The 18774-nt window shown below is 56.0% G+C and carries 18 protein-coding genes; 11 read left to right on the top strand and 7 right to left on the bottom strand.

Features of this window, described 5'->3' with window-relative positions; translation table 11 throughout:
• Positions 1-209: 209 nt before the first annotated feature.
• Entirely contained in the window at positions 210-419 is a 210-nt protein-coding gene (locus LJU29_RS07075; protein ID WP_257111911.1) for a cold-shock protein, read from the top strand.
• Between the two features lie 149 nt (positions 420-568).
• Here LJU29_RS07075 and apbC read toward each other — a convergent pair whose 3' ends face one another.
• On the bottom strand, positions 569-1663 hold the full coding sequence (apbC, locus tag LJU29_RS07070) for an iron-sulfur cluster carrier protein ApbC (RefSeq protein WP_257111910.1): 1095 nt from the start codon (positions 1661-1663) through the stop codon (positions 569-571).
• Positions 1664-1848: 185 nt separating this feature from the next.
• On the opposite strand from apbC, the gene metG reads away from it, so the two are divergent.
• The 4 genes from metG to LJU29_RS07050 all read left to right on the top strand — a co-directional run bounded on the left by metG (position 1849) and on the right by LJU29_RS07050 (position 5823).
• Positions 1849-3897, top strand: coding sequence for a methionine--tRNA ligase (gene metG / locus LJU29_RS07065; protein ID WP_257111909.1), 2049 nt, complete (start codon positions 1849-1851; stop codon positions 3895-3897).
• Between the two features lie 129 nt (positions 3898-4026).
• Positions 4027-4899, top strand: coding sequence for an electron transport complex subunit RsxB (gene rsxB, locus LJU29_RS07060; RefSeq protein ID WP_005755481.1), 873 nt, complete (start codon positions 4027-4029; stop codon positions 4897-4899).
• Positions 4896-5534 (top strand): endonuclease III, encoded by a 639-nt coding sequence (gene nth, locus LJU29_RS07055; RefSeq protein WP_002554841.1) that lies wholly within the window; start codon positions 4896-4898, stop codon positions 5532-5534. The genes rsxB and nth overlap by 4 nt, the downstream gene beginning before the upstream one ends.
• Positions 5535-5640: 106 nt before the next feature.
• The gene (locus LJU29_RS07050; protein ID WP_002554842.1) at positions 5641-5823 is read left to right on the top strand and encodes a PA3496 family putative envelope integrity protein; all 183 of its coding nucleotides are present in this window, start codon (positions 5641-5643) and stop codon (positions 5821-5823) included.
• A 159-nt stretch (positions 5824-5982) separates the two neighbouring features.
• Here the strand turns inward: LJU29_RS07050 and LJU29_RS07045 are convergent, their stop codons facing one another.
• Positions 5983-6609, bottom strand: coding sequence for a response regulator transcription factor (locus LJU29_RS07045; RefSeq protein ID WP_002554843.1), 627 nt, complete (start codon positions 6607-6609; stop codon positions 5983-5985).
• 1172 nt (positions 6610-7781) lie between these two features.
• Between LJU29_RS07045 and LJU29_RS07040 the strand changes: the two genes are divergently transcribed.
• Positions 7782-8762, top strand: a complete 981-nt coding sequence (locus LJU29_RS07040; protein ID WP_054078085.1) for an IS5-like element ISPsy2 family transposase — start codon at positions 7782-7784, stop codon at positions 8760-8762.
• Between the two features lie 340 nt (positions 8763-9102).
• Positions 9103-9630 (top strand): hypothetical protein, encoded by a 528-nt coding sequence (locus tag LJU29_RS07035; RefSeq protein ID WP_044294429.1) that lies wholly within the window; start codon positions 9103-9105, stop codon positions 9628-9630.
• A 434-nt stretch (positions 9631-10064) separates the two neighbouring features.
• On the opposite strand, the gene LJU29_RS07030 is transcribed toward LJU29_RS07035, so the two are convergent.
• Complete coding sequence (locus LJU29_RS07030; RefSeq protein ID WP_003412906.1) at positions 10065-11282, bottom strand: argininosuccinate synthase; 1218 nt, start codon at positions 11280-11282, stop codon at positions 10065-10067.
• Between the two features lie 120 nt (positions 11283-11402).
• Positions 11403-12308: a flagellar protein MotY gene (locus tag LJU29_RS07025; RefSeq protein WP_004658181.1), complete on the bottom strand. Its 906-nt coding sequence runs from the start codon at positions 12306-12308 to the stop codon at positions 11403-11405.
• A gap of 149 nt (positions 12309-12457) precedes the next feature.
• Here LJU29_RS07025 and pyrC point away from each other — a divergent pair, with 149 nt between their 5' ends.
• The 4 genes from pyrC (at position 12458) to bfr (ending at position 15264) form a co-directional block, all read left to right on the top strand.
• The gene (pyrC, locus tag LJU29_RS07020) at positions 12458-13501 is read left to right on the top strand and encodes a dihydroorotase (RefSeq protein WP_057423732.1); all 1044 of its coding nucleotides are present in this window, start codon (positions 12458-12460) and stop codon (positions 13499-13501) included.
• The gene (rnt, locus tag LJU29_RS07015) at positions 13498-14175 is read left to right on the top strand and encodes a ribonuclease T (protein ID WP_002554849.1); all 678 of its coding nucleotides are present in this window, start codon (positions 13498-13500) and stop codon (positions 14173-14175) included. The genes pyrC and rnt overlap by 4 nt, the downstream gene beginning before the upstream one ends.
• Positions 14176-14373: 198 nt before the next feature.
• Positions 14374-14592 carry a bacterioferritin-associated ferredoxin gene (locus LJU29_RS07010; protein WP_002554850.1) on the top strand — a complete coding sequence of 73 codons (219 nt, stop codon included), beginning with the start codon at positions 14374-14376 and terminating at the stop codon, positions 14590-14592.
• A 201-nt stretch (positions 14593-14793) separates the two neighbouring features.
• Positions 14794-15264, top strand: coding sequence for a bacterioferritin (gene bfr, locus LJU29_RS07005; RefSeq protein ID WP_002554851.1), 471 nt, complete (start codon positions 14794-14796; stop codon positions 15262-15264).
• Between the two features lie 128 nt (positions 15265-15392).
• On the opposite strand, the gene grxD is transcribed toward bfr, so the two are convergent.
• The 3 genes from grxD to plzR all read right to left on the bottom strand — a co-directional run bounded on the left by grxD (position 15393) and on the right by plzR (position 18342).
• Positions 15393-15719 (bottom strand): Grx4 family monothiol glutaredoxin, encoded by a 327-nt coding sequence (grxD, locus tag LJU29_RS07000; protein WP_002554852.1) that lies wholly within the window; start codon positions 15717-15719, stop codon positions 15393-15395.
• An 88-nt stretch (positions 15720-15807) separates the two neighbouring features.
• The gene (locus LJU29_RS06995; protein WP_122322492.1) at positions 15808-17916 is read right to left on the bottom strand and encodes a molybdopterin oxidoreductase family protein; all 2109 of its coding nucleotides are present in this window, start codon (positions 17914-17916) and stop codon (positions 15808-15810) included.
• Positions 17917-18048: 132 nt separating this feature from the next.
• The gene (gene plzR / locus LJU29_RS06990) at positions 18049-18342 is read right to left on the bottom strand and encodes a PlzR type 4 pili assembly inhibitor (protein WP_002554854.1); all 294 of its coding nucleotides are present in this window, start codon (positions 18340-18342) and stop codon (positions 18049-18051) included.
• Positions 18343-18774 lie beyond the last annotated feature (432 nt).

The raw sequence follows: 18774 nt of genomic DNA, 5'->3' as shown, positions 1-18774 counted from the left end.
GCTGCGAATGGAAATAATCATCAGCAGACCATTGGCACGTTCGGAAAAAAGGGTTAAGGTGGCGTCACTGTGTTGCTTGTGTCACTGAGAATCTCTACACGATGTTGAATTTCGATCCAACCATCTCCATGAATTTTCCAGCTCTTTGCACTCAGTCTCGGCCAGGGCTCTTCCTACGCCGCAGTTAACTTTGTCCAAGGAGATATACTATGTCCAATCGCCAAACTGGTACCGTTAAGTGGTTCAGCGATGAAAAAGGCTTCGGCTTCATCACTCCACAATCCGGTGACGACCTGTTCGTGCACTTCAAAGCTATCCAATCCGACGGCTTCAAAAGCCTGAAAGAAGGCCAACAGGTTTCTTTCATCGCTACCCGCGGTCAGAAAGGCATGCAAGCTGAAGAAGTTCAAGTTATCTAACTTTGTACTGATTCGCTTAAAAACCCCGCCCTTAAAAGCGGGGTTTTTTATTGCCCGTCTTTTGACCTCTCGCCGACTGAGCACCTGCTGTACAGCTGACCGGGACGAGAGAAGCAAAGCACCTCCCCCGCCCGATCATCGCTATCCAATCAGTCGTCGCTTACCGAAATGGTCGGCATGGCTGGACTTGCAGCTTCCTGCAACACGATCCGTGCACCGACATGACGTGCCAGCTCTTGATACACCATCGCAATCTGACTTTCCGGCTCGGCAATAGCGGTAGGCTTGCCGCCATCTGCCTGCTCGCGAATCAGCATCGACAACGGCAGTGATGCCAGCAACTCGACATTGTACTGCGACGCCAGCTTCTCACCGCCGCCCTCACCAAACAGATGCTCCGCATGGCCGCAATTGGAGCAGATGTGTACCGCCATGTTTTCCACAACGCCCAGCACCGGGATGTTGACCTTGCGGAACATCTCGACACCCTTCTTCGCATCCAGCAAGGCCAGATCCTGAGGCGTGGTGACAATCACGGCACCGGCAACCGGGACCTTCTGCGCCAGCGTCAACTGGATATCGCCCGTGCCGGGCGGCATGTCGATAACCAGATAGTCGAGATCATTCCAGGCAGTCTGCGTGACCAGTTGCAGCAACGCCCCTGACACCATAGGCCCGCGCCAGACCATAGGCGTGTTGTCATCGGTCAGAAACGCCATCGACATCACGTCAATGCCATGAGCCTGGACCGGCACGAACCACTTCTGGTCCTTGATCTTCGGCCGCGTGCCTTCGGCAATACCGAACATCACACCCTGACTCGGCCCATAGATATCAGCATCGAGAATACCGACCCGTGCGCCCTCGCGAGACAGTGTCAATGCCAGATTGGCCGCCGTGGTGGACTTACCGACACCGCCCTTGCCCGACGCAACGGCCACGATGTTTTTCACATTGGCCAGACCGGGGATCTGGCTCTGTGCCTTGTGCGCGCTGATCACGCTTTTAATGGCAACCGTGGCCGAGCTGACGCCGTCCAGGTTCTCGATGGCGGTTTTCAGCACTTGCGCCCAGCCGTTCCTGAACAGGTCGGCGGCATAGCCCAGTTCGAGTTGCACGCTGACCTGTGCACCCTGGATATCGATGGACCGCACGCAACCGGCACTGACCGGGTCCTGATTCAGATAAGGGTCGGTGTACTGGCGAAGAATCGTCTCCACCGCTGCGCGATTGACTGCGCTCATGGGCTTACTCCGTAAAAGACTGAGTGAAACAGCCGACTATCGTACCTGTTCTGTCCGTAGCCGACATGATTTCACTGAACCCTGCCCAACCACTCAGGAGTATTCCCATAACCGAGCGGGGTGAAAAAAATCGCTCAGACCTTTATAGTGGCCGGTCTCCGTTTCACTTCAAGTAGCCGAGCCCCATGTCCGAGCCACGCAAGATTCTCGTTACCAGCGCCCTGCCCTATGCCAATGGCTCCATCCATCTTGGCCACATGCTCGAGTACATCCAGACCGACATGTGGGTGCGCTTTCAGAAGCACCGCGGCAACCAATGCATTTATGTCTGCGCGGACGACGCTCACGGTTCGGCAATCATGCTGCGCGCTGAAAAAGAAGGCATTACGCCAGAACAGCTCATCGACAACGTCAAGGCCGAACACAGCGCCGACTTCGCCGACTTCCTGGTGGATTTCGATAATTTCCACTCGACGCACTCGGACGAAAACCGCGAGCTGTCGAGCATGATCTACACGCGTCTGCGCGACGCAGGTCATATAGCAACCCGTTCGGTGACCCAGTATTTCGACCCGGAAAAGAAAATGTTCCTGGCCGACCGCTTCATCAAAGGCACCTGCCCGAAATGTGCGGCTGAAGATCAGTACGGCGACAACTGTGAAAAGTGCGGCGCAACCTATGCCCCGACCGACCTGAAAAACCCCAAGTCGGCAATTTCCGGGACCACACCGGTACTCAAGGACTCGAAGCACTTCTTCTTCGACCTGCCTGCATTCGACGCGATGCTGAAAAGCTGGACGCGCAGCGGAACCCTGCAGGACGCCGTCGCCAACAAGATCGCCGAATGGCTGGACAGCGGCCTGCAACAGTGGGACATCTCCCGCGATGCGCCGTATTTCGGCTTTGAAATCCCCGATGAGCCAGGCAAATACTTTTACGTATGGCTGGATGCGCCGATCGGCTACATGGCCAGCTTCAAGAACCTGTGTGCACGTCGTCCGGACCTGGACTTCGACGCGTACTGGGGCAAGGGTGCGACCACCGAGCTCTATCACTTCATCGGCAAGGACATCGTCAATTTCCACGCCCTGTTCTGGCCAGCCATGCTGGAAGGTGCAGGGTTGCGCACACCGACCGGCATCAACGTTCACGGCTACCTGACCGTAAACGGACAGAAAATGTCGAAGTCACGTGGCACCTTTATCAAGGCACGCACCTACCTCGACCATCTGCCACCCGAGTACCTGCGCTATTACTACGCGTCGAAACTGGGTCGTGGCGTCGACGACCTGGATTTGAACCTCGAAGACTTCGTGCAAAAGGTCAACTCTGACCTGATCGGCAAGGTCGTGAACATCGCCAGCCGTTGTGCCGGGTTTATTCACAAAGGCAACGCCGGTGTGATGGGCGAGGCCAATGCAGCGCCCGAATTGACCGATGCATTCCTGGCGGCCGCGCCGAGCATTGCCGACGCCTACGAAGCCCGCGACTTCGCCCGCGCCATGCGTGAAACCATGGCTCTAGCGGATCGCGCCAACGCCTATATCGCGGAAAAAGCCCCGTGGGCGCTGGCCAAACAGGAAGGCAAACAGGATGAAGTCCAGGCAGTTTGCTCGCTGGGTATCAATCTGTTCCGCCAACTGGTCATTTTCCTCAAACCGGTATTGCCGAATCTGGCCGCCGACGCAGAGAAGTTTCTCAACGTCGAACCATTGACCTGGGAAGACCACAAGACCTTGCTGGGCAATCATCAGCTCAACCCGTTCTCGGCACTGATGACCCGCATAGATCCACTCAAGGTAGAAGCCATGGCTGCTGCTTCCAAGGAAGACCTGACCGCTACCGACGCTACCGCGAGCCGTGCGCCTGCCGGTAATGGCGAACTCGCCAAAGACCCGCTGTCGGCGGAAATCGACTTTGACGCTTTTGCCGCTGTAGACCTGCGCGTTGCCCTGATTCTCAAGGCCGAACATGTGGAGGGTGCCGACAAGTTGCTGCGCCTGACTCTGGACATCGGCGACGAGCAACGTAATGTCTTTTCCGGCATCAAAAGCGCCTATCCGAACCCGTCCGAGCTCGAAGGCCGTCTGACCATGATGATCGCCAACCTCAAGCCAAGGAAAATGCGTTTCGGCATTTCCGAAGGCATGGTGATGGCGGCAGGCCCTGGCGGCGAGGAGATCTATCTGCTCAGCCCGGACAGTGGTGCAAAACCCGGCCAGCGCATCAAGTAAATCCGGACAAGGCCCGGTATCCAGCCATCAGGCGGATACCGGGCCTTTGCGCATTCGCAAACCTCCCGATCTGTCCGATAATGCTGCACCCTCGATAGACAGAACACCTGTTGGTCACCTGGCAAGATCATGACTGAATTGATTCGCCTGCTTCCCGACGTGGACCTTATCCGCAGCATCGACGCCCTTCTGCCGCAGACTCAGTGCGGCAAGTGCGGCCACCCCGGCTGCAAGCCCTACGCAGAGGGCATTGCCGGCGGCGAAGCCATCAACAAATGCCCACCGGGCGGGGACGAAACAATAGCCCAACTGGCAGAGCTGCTTGCTGTTCCGGTTCTGAGGCTGGATATGGAACGCGGTGCAGCCCCTGCGCAGGTTGCGTTCATTCGCGAAGCAGAGTGCATTGGCTGCACCAAATGCATTCAGGCCTGCCCCGTGGACGCCATTGTCGGCGCTGCAAAGTTGATGCACACCGTGATTGTCGATGAGTGCACTGGCTGCGATCTGTGCGTTGCGCCATGCCCGGTAGACTGCATTGAAATGCATCCGCTGCCGCTGGCGAGTGTCACGCCCATCATAGGCGGCCTGGCACCCACCCCTGATCTGCAAAAAGCTCGTCTGCGCAAGCGTACCCACGCCCGGCTGCGTTTCGAAGCACGCAATGCACGCTTGTACCGCGAGCAACAAACCCGGCTGGCCGAGCGTATCGCCCGGTCACAGCGCGCTGAACCAAGTCGTGACGCTTTACAGTCCGCCGCCAGACACGCCCAGAACGACAAGCCTGCCACGCCGGACGAGGCCCTGAAAAAAGCCCGGATTGCCGTGGCCATGAGTCGTGCGCAGCTCAACAAGTCGCTCAAGGCTTTCGGCCATCCGCCGATTGCCGAGCAGGCCGCCAGGCTCGTGGAGTTGCAACGCGAATATGAAGCAGCCGAACAGACACTTGCAGCGCTTCTGCAAGCCCCCGCACAGACTCATCCTGAGGAAAATCTCCGCCCATGAATGCTGCAAAACGTCAGGAAATCTTTCGCAGGCTGCATGAGGACAATCCGGACCCGAAAACCGAACTGGCCTACACCACGCCTTTTGAGCTGTTGATAGCCGTTATCCTTTCTGCCCAGGCCACTGACGTGAGCGTCAACAAGGCCACGGCGAAGCTGTACCCGGTCGCCAACACGCCACAAGCCATATATGACCTGGGCGTTGAAGGGCTGTCCGAGTACATCAAGACAATTGGCCTCTACAACAGCAAAGCCAAAAACGTAATTGAAACCTGCCGGATGCTGGTGGAGTTGCATAACAGCGAAGTACCGCAGACCCGAGAAGCGCTCGAGGCCTTACCGGGCGTAGGGCGCAAGACTGCCAATGTCGTGCTCAACACCGCTTTCCGTCAGGTCGCGATGGCTGTAGACACTCACATCTTTCGCGTCAGCAACCGTACGGGCATCGCACCAGGGAAAAATGTGGTGGAGGTCGAGAAGCAATTGATGAAATTTGTGCCCAAGAACTATCTGCTCGATGCGCACCACTGGCTGATCCTGCACGGACGCTACGTTTGCCAGGCACGCAAGCCCAGATGCGGCAGTTGTCGTATAGAAGACCTGTGCGATTACAAGGAGAAAACGTCCGACGATTGAGCCAGCCAGGTAATTGCTGCCCTGTCGATTGAAAAAATCTTTTTTACCCGCTTGTGGATTGTCGATATAAGAAGCGCCAGAGAGCCCAAGCCCTGGAGTCGACTTCATGAGCACTGACAACGAGCAACTGGATGTGGACGATGACCTTGTTGCCGTCGATACGGACGAAACCGAAACTGCGACCGTAGAGCCGGCAAAGACCAATCTGAGCAAACGACGCACCATCGACAACCTGCTTGAAGAGCGGCGCTTGCAGAAACAACTGGCCGATTACGATTTCGACTTCTAGACAAGCGCAAAACCTCGCACCGGCTTCCTGGCACCTAACGTTCGACTCTGGCATTTGAAGCCTCTCGCAGAAGAGGCTTCAATACGTGAGATGGCTGCTCGTCACTCGCTCCACACACGTGGACATCAGGCACACGCCCTTCTCAAACAGGCCGACTACTCAGACCAGCCCGTTACGCTGGGCGAGCTCGATCAGATCGACCAGTGAATGCGCGTTGAGCTTGAGCAGCAAACGCGTTTTGTAGGTACTGACGGTTTTATTGCTCAGAAACATACCGTCTGCAATTTCCTTGTTGGTCTTGCCTCTGGCCAGTTGTTGCAGAACCATCATCTCCCTGCCGGAAAGTCGGTCAACCATGTCCGACTCGCTCGCGTTGCCCATACTGGAGCGAACAGTATGCAACGCCTGATTGGGAAAGTAGCTGTACCCCGAGAGTACCGCCTTGATAGCGCTGAGCAGCTCGGTCAGGTCCTGTTGCTTGCAGACATATCCGGCGGCCCCTGCCTGCATGCAGCGCATGGAAAAGTGGCCGGGTGCCTGAGACGTCAGAATCAGGACCTTGAACGGCAATGTCATGGCTGACAGGCGGGCAATGACTTCCAGCCCGTCGAGCTTGGGGATACCAATATCAAGAATGACGATATCAGGAAGGTGCTCACGAGCCAGTTGCAGCGCATCCACACCGTTGTCAGTCTCCGCGATGACCTCATAGCCATGACGCTCCATCAGCATGCGTACAGCAAGGCGAATGACGGGATGATCATCCACGATCAGCACTTTATTCATGGGCAGTCCATTTTTCGCTATTCGAATTTTCAGAGCCAGCACAATAACTTAGTCGTTTACTGCTTTGCATGGCGCTCACCCTTGTGGACTGACAGCCAAAGACCATTCCTACAATTACAGCAGAAACTTCCTACAAAACTCGGCAGGAACGTACATTTTTTATTAATTTTCACAGAGCCTTCCTTTTCGGAATCTGGTGATTTTTTATTGCTGGCGGCTACGGCATAAGCATCGCAGCGCCAGTCAGTAAATGCATGCAGCAAAACCCGGCCAAACTTTTACGTTCAAAAATGACCTTGCTGCATCTGTTAAAAGTATCGCCACACTATTTTTGCATCACCGTCAGAACACGCCTGACACATGGCTTATCGCCAGCAAAAACAGCTGAAAACCCTTGAGCTGAATCATTTGAAGGCAGGCCACTACCTGTACGCCAGGAAAATGCAGGACTGCCATCAGTTTTCATCGATCTTTGTCTCGCCGCTCGCACATCGATATAGGGCGCTGGCAGGCATTACAGCCTTTATCCAGATAGCCAGCCAACTATAGAGGCCTTGCATCCGGATGCCTTACCCGAAACCCCATGATGGAAAATCAGTGAATACACACCACGCATTACATACGTAAACGGGGATTAAAAATTACACATCCATTACGGAATTTCGTACAAATATTTATTTAAGGACACACCCTACAGGCCTGAAAGAAAAGTCCTACAACGGAAGCGCACAACATAAACGCGGCCTGCCATATTGGGCCACTGTCGACAAACGCTAAATAATGGTAATCCACCAACCTTTGCACTGTCACAAAATCTTACACACACCATAGCATAACCCTACATCATTCAAGACCATAAGTAGCTCTTTCGGCAAGTAGCAAATACCATTTTTTATTTCAGGTCCAGACACAGGGAATCGAATAGGAAACGTACTACAAAATTCACGGACGCAACATTACAACACGTAAGACTTTATAAAGAACGACACATCAATTCTGGAGACACGCCATTTTTCACTTGCAAATTTTATTACCAGTCGTTACTTTTTTAACAGAAACTTTATTATTTACTGCCATTAACTATGTGCAGCCCTATGAAACCCTAGGAAACTCTGAAAAAGACTTCCTAATTTGGCAAAATCTCCGGACACCAGTCGCCGAGCTTTTCGATGATGAAACAGATGACCTTCGCCGACGCCGAGTATGCCGGCAAGCGCAAGCAGACCCGTAAGGAATTGTTCCTGATCGAGATGGATCAGGTGGTGCCCTGGAAAGGTTTGATTGCCCTGATTGAGCCCTATTATCCAAAAGGAGAAGGTGGCCGGCCCGCCTACCCACTGATGGCGATGCTGCGTGTTCATCTGATGCAGAACTGGTTCGGCTACAGCGATCCGGCGATGGAAGAAGCGCTGTATGAGACGACCATCCTGCGTCAGTTTTCAGGCCTGAGCCTGGAGCGAATTCCAGACGAAACCACCATTCTCAACTTCCGTCGTCTGCTGGAAAAGCACGAGTTGGCGACCGGGATTCTCGGCGTAATTAATGGTTATCTGGGCGACCGTGGCTTGTCGTTGCGTCAAGGCACCATCGTCGATGCCACGCTGATTCACGCGCCCAGTTCGACCAAGAACAAGGATGGCAAACGCGATCCTGAGATGCATCAAACCAAGAAAGGTAACCAGTACTATTTCGGCGCCAAGGCTCACATCGGCGCCGACGACGAGTCAGGCCTGGTGCACAGCGTGGTAGTAACAGCGGCCAATGTGGCAGACGTCACGCAGGTTGCCAAACTGCTGCACGGCGAGGAAAACGTAGTCTGCGCCGACGCAGGTTACACCGGGGTCGAGAAGCGCGAAGAACACGCTGGGCGCAAGGTCATTTGGCAGATTGCCGCCCGCCGCAGCACTTACAAAAAGCACGGAAAACGCAGTATTTTGTACAAGGCGATCCGCAAAATCGAGAAGGCCAAGGCCCAGGTTCGCGCCAAGGTCGAGCATCCGTTTCGGGTCATCAAACGCCAGTTTGGCTATGAAAAAGTGCGCTTTCGGGGCTTGGCCAAGAACACCGCGCAGATGGTGACGTTGTTCGCCCTGTCAAACCTGTGGATGGCCCGCCGACATTTGTTGGCGAGCGCAGGAGAGGTGCGCGTGTAATGCAGGAAATGGTTACCGCAAAAGGCTTTGCAGCGGCCGAAAGAGCTAAAAAGCGAAGATAATTGAGCAAATTTCGACATGCATCGTTTTTTGAAAAGTGCTGAGGACTCGGTAGCCGGAAAACATCCGGCTACTTCAGACCTTCCCCTATCATTAGGTAATACAGCTTTGCAGTTCATGAGCGGCGCGTTTACACGAACTCGGTGTATTACGCGAACCGGCTGAATTCAGGTGTTACGTACACGGCTCATCACGCGAGCTGCTGCGTGACAAACACTGAGTGCCTGGCAACTCTTTTGAATGGGCTCTGTGTATAACCATGTTCAAAAAGGGACACACCATGAATACTAGATATGCGCGCACGCGCTCATCAATACCCACCGCCTCTGAGTTAATCACCGCTGTGGAAAACTTTGTTGCCAAAGGCGGTATTATTGCAGTCATACCCGATGGAGAGGTGGCAGGCGCATCAAACCCTTCCTCAACTGATACAGCACCAACCCTGCCAGACGGGCCTGAACACGCTGGCAAGCTTGAACAACTCAAATACCTGGCCGCCAAGGGCGCAGGCTTCACAGCGCTGCAATATTCATTACGCATGAATAAAAAAGACGTTCGCCAACTGGCCACCGAAAACGGTGTGACGATCGCTGTCAGTCAGCCCATGCTCACCACCCGCAGGGACGCCCGTCATGACACTACGGATATCGACGACGTGGTGGCCGGCCACGCCATGCATTACTCGGCGCTGGGCTATACCGCAGCCGAGATTGCCCAGGTACTGGACCTGAGCCTTCGCCAGGTATGGAATATCGGCAAAGCCTATCGATTCGAGTTCAGGCAGCAACGCGAGAGCGACACGCCCTGAGGCCAGACTCTAAAACAGGTACCGAGTGCATAAGTTTCGACTGCCACGCAGAAAGCACCAGGGCCCCTGCTTTTAACTTCGACAGCTACTGTAGGAAAAAACCAAAAGCACACCTGCGCTTTTCGCCATGAACGGTAAGAACGGATTTAATGAGTACATAGGCGGTGGTACATGATCGCCTGCACCCGGCTAAAGACTTCTTACATGACTTGCCGAAGGAAATACGCTGTCAATATCAAACGCGCACTGCAACACCGAAAACACATTGAGTGTCCGGCAGGACGGTTTCGAAACACTCATGAACAATGAGTAACTTGTCAGGGAGCCTGAATTCGAGAAATGGCTACAGGCGTTGACGCTTTACAGGCGTGACGGGGAACCCGGGTTTAAAGTGCAGCCCCGCAAGGGCTGCACTCATCGAATAACCAGCAGCATCAGAACAGCTTGCGGCCTTTATTCGCAGCAATACGCATACGCAAGGCATTGAGCTTTATGAAGCCTGCCGCATCAGCCTGATCATAGGCGCCTGCGTCATCTTCAAAGGTAGCAATATTGGCATCGAACAACGAATCGTCCGACTTGCGACCGGTGACGATCACATTGCCCTTATAAAGCTTCAGACGTACAACACCGTTCACATGGGCCTGAGACGCGTCGATCATCTGCTGCAGCATAAGACGCTCCGGGCTCCACCAGTAACCGGTGTAGATCAGGCTGGCGTACTTGGCCATCAGTTCGTCCTTGAGGTGGGCGACTTCACGGTCCAGGGTGATCGATTCAATAGCGCGGTGAGCGCGCAGCATGATGGTGCCGCCCGGTGTCTCGTAGCAGCCACGGGACTTCATGCCCACGTAGCGGTTTTCAACGATATCCAGACGTCCGATGCCGTTTTCGCCACCTATGCGGTTCAGGGTCGCCAACACAGTGGCAGGCGTCATCTCAACGCCGTCCAGCGCAACGATGTCGCCATTGCGGTAGGTCAGCTCCAGATAAGTTGCAACGTTCGGCGCGTCCTCAGGGGACTTGGTCCAGCGCCACATGTCTTCTTCGTGCTCGGTCCAGGTGTCTTCCAGCACGCCGCCCTCATAGGAGATGTGCAGCAGGTTGGCATCCATCGAGTACGGGGATTTCTTCTTGCCGTGACGCTCGATCGGAATGTTGTGCTTCTCGGCGTAGTCCATCAGCTTTTCACGAGAGAGCAGGTCCCATTCACGCCACGGAGCAATCACTTTGACCCCTGGCTTGAGCGCGTAGGCACCCAGTTCGAAACGCACCTGATCGTTGCCTTTGCCGGTGGCACCATGGGAAATGGCATCAGCGCCCGTTTCGTTGGCGATCTCGATCAGGCGCTTGGCGATCAGCGGGCGAGCGATGGAAGTGCCCAGCAGGTACTCGCCTTCATAGACGGTGTTGGCACGGAACATCGGGAACACGAAATCACGCACGAACTCTTCGCGCAGGTCATCGATGTAGATTTCTTTCACGCCCATGGCCTGAGCCTTGGCGCGCGCCGGCTCGACTTCTTCACCCTGACCCAGGTCAGCGGTAAAGGTCACCACTTCGCAGTTGTACGTATCTTGCAGCCACTTGAGGATTACCGAAGTATCCAGGCCACCGGAATACGCGAGAACTACCTTGTTTACGTCCGCCATGCCATCACTCCACCGGGTTGTACGGAAAACCGCTGATTCTACCGTTCAAACCGGCAAATTTACAGGGGCGCGACAGCTTGTGACGACAAGGCGACGTTTGGCAGGAGCGTTATGCAGCCCTCAGGACGTGTGCGCTGCACTGACCGCAGAGGCTACAGGTACCGGACGCTCATCGGGCGCAACACGCTCCAGATGCACGTTCACGCGGCGGTTGCGCGCACGATTGGCCTCATTGGTGTTGGGCACCAGCGGGTAGCGTTCGCCGTGAAACCGCAGGGTGATTTGCTGCTCGGGGATACCCTGAGCCTTGAAGTAGTCCATGACCGCCAGCGCACGGCGGCGGGAAAGATCACGGTTGGTGAGTCGATTGCCACTGTTATCCGAATGGCCGTCAAGCTCGATACGGTTAACCGTCGGGTCGGCCTTCAGATAGGCCACCATATTGTCCAGACGCGCCTTGGCACGGGCATCCAGTTCAATACCGCCACCGGGAAATCCTACTTCAGCCTGTTTGACCTGATCGAAGTTCATCGGCAGAAGTTTGGCTGTGCACGCCTGGTAATCGCTGAACGCCTTGCTGAACTTGACCGGTAGCAGGCGCACTTCCATCTGGCCACCGTCACGGGTGTAGTGACGGATAAGCGGGCTGCGACCGTCCATCAGACCACTGATCAGGCGCCCGGCCTGTGCCTGGGAAGTATTGAAGGGTATGTCGCCATTGCTGACGCGCACCGAACCCAGATTGATATCACCGCGCCCCGGCTGCCACGGTGCTGCGGCGGCCAGCAGCGTTGCGGAACCGTTGCCCAGCATGTTGTATGAAGCCTTGAGGCGAAACGTCGCCTGCTCACCGGCACGGCGCACGAACTCACCGGCACCGAAGTCGGTGATCGGCTGAGTCAGGCGGCATTCGAACTGATCGCCTTCGACCTTCCACTCGATGCTCTCCAGACGTGTCTGGAAACTGATAGCCATCGCCGGGAGGCTGGCAAACATGCTGAGCAAGGCTAAATATCGCTGGCGCACGGGAGGCTCCACTGGAAATAAACGCGAAACAAAAAATGACTGACTGACAAGGGGGCTATCGGTAACTTCGTGCAAAACTTGATAGCGGATGCCTGAGAGAGTCTTTTCCGGTAGCATTCCCAGCGAGTTTGACCCGCCTGGAATCCCCAATGTCTGACCGCCTGACCCTCCTGCGTCCCGACGACTGGCACATTCACCTCCGTGACGGAGCTGTCTTGCCTCATACCGTTGCTGACGTAGCGCGAACTTTTGGCCGCGCAATCATCATGCCCAACCTCGTGCCTCCGGTGCGCAACGCGCAGCAAGCCGATGCCTATCGTCAGCGCATTCTGGCTGCACGCCCGGCCGACAGCCGCTTCGAGCCGTTGATGGTGCTGTACCTCACCGACCAGACCACGCCTGAAGACATCCGTACCGCGAAAGCCAGTGGCTTCGTGCACGCCGCCAAGCTGTATCCGGCCGGTGCAACCACCAACTCCGATTCCGGTGTCACCAGCATCGACAAGATCTTCCCTGCCCTCGAAGCCATGGCTGAAGTCGGCATGCTCCTGCTGGTACACGGGGAAGTGACGCGCGGCGAGATCGACGTATTCGATCGCGAAAAGGTTTTCATTGATGAGCACCTGCGTCGTGTAGTCGAACGCTTCCCGACGCTAAAAGTGGTGTTTGAACACATCACCACCGGTGAAGCGGTGCAGTTCGTCAATGAAGCATCGGCCAATGTCGCGGCCACCATCACCGCGCATCACCTGCTGTACAACCGTAATCACATGCTGGTTGGCGGCATTCGCCCGCACTTCTATTGCCTGCCCATTCTCAAGCGCAATACGCATCAGGCCTCCCTGCTCGACGCCGCCACCAGTGGCAGCGGCAAGTTCTTCCTGGGTACGGACTCGGCACCGCACGCCCAACACGCCAAGGAAAACGCTTGCGGTTGCGCCGGTTGCTACACCGCCTACGCGGCCATCGAATTGTATGCAGAAGCTTTCGAGCAGCGTAACGCTCTGGACAAACTGGAAGGCTTCGCCAGCCTTCACGGTCCGGCGTTCTACGGCCTGCCCGCCAATCAGGACACCATCACGCTGGTGCGTGACGAGTGGACCGCCCCTGCCAGCCTGCCGTTTGGCGAGTTGACCGTTATCCCGCTGCGCGCTGGTGAAAAACTGCGCTGGCGTCTGGAGGAACACGCGTGAGTGAAGATCATTTTGACGACGAACACGAAGGCCACGGCGGTGGCGGCGGTTCTCGTCACCCGATGGCAGCACGCTTTCGCGGCTACCTGCCCGTGGTCGTCGACGTAGAAACCGGCGGTTTCAACTCAGCCACCGACGCACTGCTGGAAATTGCTGCCGTGACCATCGGCATGGATGAAAGAGGCTTCGTGTTCCCGGAACACACCTATTTCTTCCGCGTAGAGCCGTTCGAAGGTGCCAACATCGAAGCCGCTGCGCTGGAGTTTACCGGTATCAAGCTGGATCACCCGTTGCGCATGGCGGTCAGCGAAGAAACCGCAATGAACGACATCTTCCGCGGCGTGCGCAAGGCTCTCAAGGCCAATGGCTGCAAACGCGCCGTGCTGGTCGGCCACAACGCCAGCTTCGACCTCGGTTTCGTCAATGCCGCTGTCGCGCGAATGGACATGAAGCGCAACCCGTTTCACCCGTTCTCAAGCTTCGACACCGCTACCCTCGCAGGCCTGGCCTACGGTCAGACCGTGCTGGCCAAGGCCTGCCAGGCTGCCGGAATCGACTTCGACGGCCGCGAGGCCCACTCGGCTCGCTACGACACCGAGAAGACTGCAGAGCTGTTCTGCGGCATCGTCAACCGCTGGAAGGAAATGGGCGGCTGGGAAGACTTCGACGACTAACGTCGGCACGCCAGTGAACGGACCGGCTTCGCGCCGGTTTTTTCATGCCTGTCTGGAACGGGATATCTGGATACGCTGACTCTGAAAACAACCACTCATCGTTCTACCTGAATCGAACCTAAAACAGTTTTGACAAGCATTCTCATTAACATTAAGCTCCTCGGCACCAAGCAATAAACCAGCGACGGTCAATAGCTTATGTATGTTTGTCTTTGCCAAGGTGTCACAGACGGTCAAATCCGGGATGCAATTCTGGAAGGCTGCTGCAGTTATCGTGAAGTCCGTGAAACGCTGGGTGTTGCGAGTAAATGCGGAAAATGCGCCTGCCTTGCGAAGGAAGTGGTGCGTGACACGCTGACAGAACTGCAAACCACTCAGGCATCGCTGGCCTATCCAGCAGAATTTTCAGCCGCCTGAATACCCCTCTTTTAAAGAACCGGGCACCCTGCCCGGTTTTTTTATGCCTGTAATTCAAGCGCTTAGCGTCAAGATGCGGAACTCAAACATTCTTATTCCTATTTAAATTCACTTATTATTCAACAACTTAGGTTTGACAGGCGTTTAAGCGCGGCTCACACTCGGCGCTTATATACACAAGCCACCGGCAGGACCTCGAACATGAAAGGCGACATTACAGTCATCCAGCATCTCAACAAGATCCTCGGAAACGAGCTGGTCGCCATCAATCAGTATTTCCTGCATGCGCGCATGTATGAAGATTGGGGTCTGAAAAAGCTCGGCGGCCATGAGTACAAAGAATCCATCCATGCGATGAAGTATGCCGACAAGCTGATCAAGCGCACGCTGTTCCTTGAAGGGCTGCCAAACCTGCAGGATCTTGGCAAGATCCTGATTGGCGAGCACACCAAGGAAATGCTGGAGTGCGATTTGAAGATCGAGCAAAAAGGTCTGGCCGATCTGAAAGCCGCGATCGCTCACTTTGAGACAGTTGGTGACTTCGGCAGCCGTGAGCTGCTGGAAGACATCCTTGAGCCCAAGGAAGAGCAAATCGACTGGCTGGAGACTCAGCTGGGGCTGATCGTCAAAGTCGGTATCGAGAACTACCTGCAGTCGCAGATGGGCGACTGATTTACCGGTTGCGCCGCAATGAAAAAGCCCGCCTCAATCGAGAGCGGGCTTTTTCTTGTGCGTAAAACCATGCTTGAGCGCAAGGCACGATAATCTCGACGATCGTGCCCACGCTGCAGCGCAAGGCTTTACTCGGCTTTGGCGGCCGATGCTTCCTTGACCAGCGTTTGCAGCGAACCATCAGCCATCATTTCGGTGATGATGTCGCTACCGCCGACCAGTTCTCCAGCCACCCACAGTTGCGGGAAAGTCGGCCAGTTGGCGTACTTTGGCAGGTTGGCGCGAATTTCAGGGTTTTGCAGAATGTCGACGTAGGCAAATTTTTCGCCACACGCCATCAATGCCTGGGAAGCCTTGGCCGAAAAGCCGCATTGAGGGGCATTCGGAGCGCCTTTCATGTAAAGCAGAATGGTGTTGTTGGCAATCTGCTCTTTGATCGTTTCGATGATATCCATGGAGCACCTCGGCTGAAATATCCGACTCAGTTGTCGGCACGGTGGCGCATTGTAACGAAATCCCGAGCATGACGCTCTGTCTTGAGCCTTAACAGGCAGCCACCTGTACCGGCACACCGTTCAACGCCGCATTGCCGGAGAGTACGTCGAGTTGCCGTTCGTCGGTCAGGTCATTGGCGCTCACCCCTGGCTGACTCCGGGCAATATCCATTTTCACCCCCGCACGCGAATGCCCCCAGCCATGCGGCAGGCTGACCACTCCGGGCATCATGTCCAGACTGCCCAACACCTGCACCTCGATCGTCCCGACCCGGGAGCTGACCCGAACCTGCTGGCCATCGCTCAAACCACGACAGGCAAGATCGTCAGGGTGCATCAGCAATTGATGCCGGGGCTTGCCTTTTACCAGCCTGTGATAGTTATGCATCCACGAATTATTGCTGCGCACGTGTCGACGACCAATCAGCAACAATGCTCCGGAATCGGGAGCGGGATAGGCAGCGAAGCGCGCCAGGTCGGCCATGATGACCTCTGGGGCCGCCTGAATCCGCCCATTGGCGGTTTTCAGGCGCTCGGTGAGGTTAGGCTTCAACGCGCCCAGATCAAGCCCATGCGGGTGGCTGGCCAGCGTTTCCAGTGACAGTTTGTGCGGCGATGCATCGCCATAGAAGCCTGCGCGCAACCCGCGATCAATCATCTGCGCGGGTGGCAGGGTCGGTTTGAGTTCACGCTGCGCCTGGGCTGCAAATGATCTGGCCAGACCGACAAAGATCTCCCAGTCATGCAGCGCACCTTCGGGCTTGTCGAAAATGGCCTGATTGAAGCGAGTGACGTTGCGCACTGCCAGGGTATTGAAGGTGGTGTCGTAGTGATCGTTTTCCAACGCTGAGGTGGACGGCAGGATCAAGTCGGCGTGGCGGGTAGTTTCGTTGATGTACAGATCAATGCTGAGCATGAACTCCAGACCTTCGAGCGCCTGTTCCAACTGACGGCCATTGGGGGTGGACAGAACCGGGTTACCCGCGACAGTCACCAGCGCGCGAACCTGCCCTTCCCCGTCCACGAGCATTTCCTCGGCGAGCGCTGAAACCGGCAACTCGCCGCCGTACTCAGGCAGGCCGGACACCCGGCTTTGCCATAGATTGAAATGGCCGCCCGAAGTCGAACTGACGAGGTCAACTGCGGGCTCCGTACACAGCGTTCCGCCCACGCGATCCAGGTTGCCGGTCACCAGATTGATCAGTTGCGCCAACCAGTGACACAGCGTGCCGAAGGCCTGGGTCGACACCCCCATTCGGCCATAACAGACCGCCTTGTCGGCTACAGCAAAATCCCGCGCCAGTTGCCGGATCTGCTCGGCAGCAATGCCGCAGCGTGGGCTCATGGCCTGCGCAGTGAAACCTGCAATGGCGTGTCGCACCTGATCCAGGCCATCGATAGGCAAGTGACTCTCGCGAGTCAGGCCTTCTTCAAACAGAGTATTGAGCAGCCCGAACAGCAGCGCTGCATCACCGCCCGGACGCACGAACAGGTGCTGGTCGGCGATGGCCGCCGTCTCACTGCGGCGCGGGTCGATGACCACGAGTTTACCGCCGCGCTGCTGGATGGCTTTCAGACGCTTCTCAACATCCGGCACGGTCATGATGCTGCCGTTGGACGCCAATGGGTTGCCACCCAGGATCAGCATGAAGTCGGTGTGATCGATATCCGGAATCGGCAACAGCATGCCGTGGCCATACATCAGAAAACTGGTGAGGTGATGCGGCAACTGGTCAACCGAGGTCGCCGAGAAGCGATTACGAGTCTTGAGCAGCCCGAGGAAGTAATTGCTGTGGGTCATCAGCCCATAGTTGTGCACGCTGGGGTTACCCTGATAAACCGCTACCGTGTTCTGCCCATGGCGCTGTTGAATCGCGTAAAGCCGCTCTGCCACCATATCGAACGCGGCCTGCCAGGCAATCGGCCGCCATTGATCACCACTGCGCAGCATCGGCTGACGCAAGCGGTCGGGGTCGTTCTGGATGTCTTGCAGCGCAACAGCCTTGGGGCAGATGTGGCCACGGCTGAAAGTGTCCAGCGGGTCACCCTTGATCGAGGTGATGCGCGGGGCAGAATCCGGCTCGGTAACGGTCTCGATGGCAAGACCGCAAATGGCCTCGCACAGGTGGCAGGCGCGGTAGTGTTCAGTCCGGGTCATCACAGCCTCAGATCTTGTCGTGGCAATCCGGTTGATTGCCTGACAAGCACTATGGCCGCTGCCAATACCCCGCGCCACTGACGTTTGTCATGTGAATCGGGGAGCATCAGGCGCGCCGATGAGTAGACCGTATCAGCCGCCGATAGGCGTGACGACCTTGCGCTGCAGCTGGATTTCAGTGACGGTTTCGACCTGCTCCTGAGCCAGGTGAACACCGGTCAGGTCACCGATCAGGCGCCAGTGCTCGTCGAGCCCCGAGCTGATGGTCGCCATGCGATCAATCATGCGCCGCCCCGCATTACGCGTGACTTCGTCCTCGCTGCGCAGCAACTCAAAGGACATCGAGGTCATTGAGGCGGTCAGATGGGTAAGCGTGCGGGCGGTCAGCCCGAGTAACTCCGTTAGTTGACGCTCTTTTGAGTCCATTCCCCACCCCTCGATCAGTAATGTATCGGCAACGATTTATAACCTACGCCCGGCATTAAAGAAACGGTCCTTGTTTCCAGCCCGTGAAGCGGGTCGCATTCAGCGCACCCGCGCAAACCCGGACTGTTGCAGGATTGGTACTAATTGCCAAGCGCTATTTGAGCAGTGTACAAATGCTGCCTTCGGAAAAAGCAGAGATGGCTATTGGCCTCATCAGCTTAGCCAGTTTTTAACTCGTCAACAAAGAATAACAGTGCCCCCTGAAAGGGAGCGCCAGTGACATCGGTGTTTCAGAAAACAGCATGCTATTGGTAAGACGCGACATTTTTTTATACTATCGCGCCTTTCTTATTCGTCGCCTCGTGCGGCTTCCGCCGCAGGTCTCGCCCGTTTTCCCGATAAAAACCGGCTTTGATAACCTGCGGTCTGTTG

The organism is Pseudomonas ficuserectae, from assembly GCF_024584585.1.
Lineage (GTDB): Bacteria > Pseudomonadota > Gammaproteobacteria > Pseudomonadales > Pseudomonadaceae > Aquipseudomonas > Aquipseudomonas amygdali.
The sequence above is the reverse complement of the archived record's forward strand: the minus strand, read 5'-3'. Positions and strand labels throughout refer to the sequence as shown.

What these genes read in the sequence shown, in the direction of transcription:
- LJU29_RS07075 (WP_257111911.1), top strand. Translation starts at nt 210, where the DNA reads ATGTCCAATCGCCAAACTGGTACCGTTAAGTGGTTCAGCGATGAAAAA.
- apbC (WP_257111910.1), bottom strand. Translation starts at nt 1,663, where the DNA reads ATGAGCGCAGTCAATCGCGCAGCGGTGGAGACGATTCTTCGCCAGTAC.
- metG (WP_257111909.1), top strand. Translation starts at nt 1,849, where the DNA reads ATGTCCGAGCCACGCAAGATTCTCGTTACCAGCGCCCTGCCCTATGCC.
- rsxB (WP_005755481.1), top strand. Translation starts at nt 4,027, where the DNA reads ATGACTGAATTGATTCGCCTGCTTCCCGACGTGGACCTTATCCGCAGC.
- nth (WP_002554841.1), top strand. Translation starts at nt 4,896, where the DNA reads ATGAATGCTGCAAAACGTCAGGAAATCTTTCGCAGGCTGCATGAGGAC.
- LJU29_RS07050 (WP_002554842.1), top strand. Translation starts at nt 5,641, where the DNA reads ATGAGCACTGACAACGAGCAACTGGATGTGGACGATGACCTTGTTGCC.
- LJU29_RS07045 (WP_002554843.1), bottom strand. Translation starts at nt 6,609, where the DNA reads ATGAATAAAGTGCTGATCGTGGATGATCATCCCGTCATTCGCCTTGCT.
- LJU29_RS07040 (WP_054078085.1), top strand. Translation starts at nt 7,782, where the DNA reads ATGAAACAGATGACCTTCGCCGACGCCGAGTATGCCGGCAAGCGCAAG.
- LJU29_RS07035 (WP_044294429.1), top strand. Translation starts at nt 9,103, where the DNA reads ATGAATACTAGATATGCGCGCACGCGCTCATCAATACCCACCGCCTCT.
- LJU29_RS07030 (WP_003412906.1), bottom strand. Translation starts at nt 11,282, where the DNA reads ATGGCGGACGTAAACAAGGTAGTTCTCGCGTATTCCGGTGGCCTGGAT.
- pyrC (WP_057423732.1), top strand. Translation starts at nt 12,458, where the DNA reads ATGTCTGACCGCCTGACCCTCCTGCGTCCCGACGACTGGCACATTCAC.
- LJU29_RS07010 (WP_002554850.1), top strand. Translation starts at nt 14,374, where the DNA reads ATGTATGTTTGTCTTTGCCAAGGTGTCACAGACGGTCAAATCCGGGAT.
- bfr (WP_002554851.1), top strand. Translation starts at nt 14,794, where the DNA reads ATGAAAGGCGACATTACAGTCATCCAGCATCTCAACAAGATCCTCGGA.
- grxD (WP_002554852.1), bottom strand. Translation starts at nt 15,719, where the DNA reads ATGGATATCATCGAAACGATCAAAGAGCAGATTGCCAACAACACCATT.
- LJU29_RS06995 (WP_122322492.1), bottom strand. Translation starts at nt 17,916, where the DNA reads ATGACCCGGACTGAACACTACCGCGCCTGCCACCTGTGCGAGGCCATT.
- plzR (WP_002554854.1), bottom strand. Translation starts at nt 18,342, where the DNA reads ATGGACTCAAAAGAGCGTCAACTAACGGAGTTACTCGGGCTGACCGCC.